A 2,595-nucleotide genomic window follows, 5' to 3' on the forward strand; every position below is an offset into this window, starting at 1 on the left:
GCGCGGCAGCTACGACGTGGTGGTCGCGGATCTGCCCGATCCCGGGATCTCCGCCAGCACGAAGCTGTACTCGGCGGAGTTCTACGGCCTGGTCGAGGGGGTCCTCGCGCCCGGCGGCCGGGTGGTGGTGCACGGCGGACCGGCGGTGTCCCGGCCGCGAAATCGGAGAGCCGACCGCCGATCAGGTACGGGCGGGTGTGCAGGCCCGCCTCCCGCATCGACGCCTCCACCGTCCAGTACGTGCGCGGCCGGGACACCGCCGGTCCGCCGTGCACCACCACCCGGCCGCCGGGCGCGAGGACCCCCTCGACCAGGCCGTAGAACTCCGCCGAGTACAGCTTCGTGCTGGCGGAGATCCCGGGATCGGGCAGATCCGCGACCACCACGTCGTAGCTGCCGCGCGCCGCCCGCAACCAGGTGAAGGCGTCGGCGGTGACGACCGTGAGCCGCGGATCGCGGTACGCGTGGCCGTTCAGCTCCGAGAGCGCCGGGTCGGTCCGGGCCAACCGGGTGACGCCGGAGTCGAGCTCGACCAGGGTGGCCCCGCGCACGTCCGGGTAGCGCAGCACCTCCCGGGCGGCGAGGCCGTCGCCCCCGCCCAGGATCAGGACCCGGGCGTGCGGCCCGTTCATCGCCGGGTGGACCAGCGCCTCGTGGTAGCGGTGCTCGTCGCGCGCGCTGACCCGCAACCGCCCGTCCAGGTACAGGTGCAGGGAACCGCGGCCCGATCCCGTCAGCACCACCTCCTGCACCTCGGTCTGCACCGCGACCCGCACCCCGTCCCCGTACACCGCGCGCCGCGCCGCCCGCTCGAAATCGTCGACCAGCACGGTGGTGAGGGCCAGGACGGCGATCACCGCCGCGTTGGCCACGATCAGCAGCAGCCGGGAGCCCGGGGTGAGGTCCCGCCGGAACACCCACAGCACCAGTGCCCCGCCCGCCGCCGCGTTGATCGCGCCGGTGAGCAGCGCCCCGGTCAGCTGGCCCAGCATCGGCAGCAGCAGGAAGGGGAAGGCGAGCCCGCCGACCAGCGCGCCCACGTAGTCGGCGGCGAACAGGTCCGCCACGGTGCCGCCCGCGTCCTGCCGGTCGACGCGCTGGATCAGCGTCATCAGCAGGGGGATCTCCGCACCGATCAGGACCCCGATCGTGAACGAGAAGCCGACCAGGGCGAGCCGCGACTCCCCGATCCAGGCGAACGTGGCGTACAGCACGAGCGCCGAGGAACCGCCGATGAGCGCGAGCGCCGTCTCGATCAGCCCGAACCCCACCGCGGCATGACTGCGCAAACGTTTCGCGAGGAGCGAGCCGACCCCCATCGCGAACACCATCACGGAGAGCACGATGGACGCCTGGGTGACGGAATCACCGATCAAGTAGGAGGCGAGCGCCACCAGTTCGAGTTCGTACACCAGACCGCAGGCCGCGCAGACGAAGACGGCGGCCAGCACGAGAAACCGACCGGTTCTCGGTCGCACGGGAAGACGTGCCGCGCCCCCTCGCAGCGAAACCTGCTGGTCGATCATGATGCGAACGCTACGTGACGAAAGCGTGGCATCCTGTCACCCACAAGGGTGTAAGTGGCGTAGGAGTAAGGGAGTTGGGGCGTCTCAGAGCGCCTCGGCAGGCTTCCGCGCCCCCATCCTGGTGCGCGTCACCACCAGCTGCCCCTCCTGGGGGTACGCGTGCCAGGTGCGCCACCGCACCTGGCCCTCCGTCCGCTGGGCGAGCATGGCGGTGAAGGCGTGCGGGCTGCCGGGGAACGTACCGGCGAGGCCGTGGGGATGGTCGGCCACCAGCGCGAGGAGCTCCTGCGCGCGCCCGGCGAACGAGCCCTCCGAGAGCGTCTCGACGCGCGCCGCGAATTCGTACTCCCACTCACCGAGGCGCTTGGACACGCCGAGCGGCAGCGGGGTCCTGCTGCCGGGGATGCACGCCACGGTTTCGGAACAGGTGCCGCTCTTCTCCTCGAGGAGCACCTGGTGGGAGGCGCCGAGCAGGCGCATCTGCATCCTGGCGCCCGCGAGTTCGAGGTCGAGCACCGCCAGGGCGGGGAGCGGTTCGCGCCCCAGCGCCCAGGCCAGGTCGGCAGCACGGGTGTCGGAGTAAGCCGTCTGGAGGGTCGTGAGCATGGGTCGGCTCCGCAAAGCAGGCATGGACACATGGACAGGGGACGCCTCGACGCGATGCACGCGGGGTTTATAGCGCCCGATCAGGTCCAACTGGGGTCCGAGGGCTGGATGTTCTCTCAAACGAGGGAATCATGGATAAGCCGCATGCACAGCGTTTTTACCCAACTTGCCGTGGTTTCCCTCCCCTCGGGGTCCCTTCGAATACGTATTCACCGATGACCCGCGAAATGCCCAACAAAAAGGTGTCCGGCGGGAGTTCACCCACCGGACACCTGTCACACGTCGAACACCCGCCACGTGCCGACCGCGCGGAGCCGGACCGTCCGGCTCCGCGGTCCGGCCCCCTTCGTCAACTTCCTGCCGTCAACTGCTCGCCCAGCCGGTCCCGCCAGCCCGCCGTGTCGCCGCTCATGTGCGGCGACACGATCAGGTCCGGTACGTCCCAGAGCGGGCTCGTCGGGTC

At 70.7% G+C, this 2,595-nt stretch carries 2 protein-coding genes and 1 pseudogene; all 3 read right to left on the reverse strand.

What is annotated here, in order from left to right:
• Nucleotides 1–1,526: polyamine aminopropyltransferase (locus EAO76_RS14400; protein WP_148836345.1), on the reverse strand; the 1,526-nt coding region annotated here is incomplete at its 3' end.
• Nucleotides 1,527–1,610: 84 nt separating this feature from the next.
• Entirely contained in the window at nt 1,611–2,132 is a 522-nt protein-coding gene (locus EAO76_RS14405) for a DUF2617 family protein (RefSeq protein ID WP_148836346.1), read from the reverse strand.
• Between the two features lie 358 nt (nt 2,133–2,490).
• A pseudogene (locus tag EAO76_RS47580) lies at nt 2,491–2,595 on the reverse strand (D-2-hydroxyacid dehydrogenase); the annotation flags it as partial.

Source organism: Streptomyces sp. sk2.1, assembly GCF_008120935.1.
GTDB lineage: Bacteria > Actinomycetota > Actinomycetes > Streptomycetales > Streptomycetaceae > Streptomyces.

Bases quoted from the DNA above. Each gene is read 5' to 3' on its own strand.
- EAO76_RS14405 (WP_148836346.1), bottom strand. From the start codon at position 2,132: ATGCTCACGACCCTCCAGACGGCTTACTCCGACACCCGTGCTGCCGAC.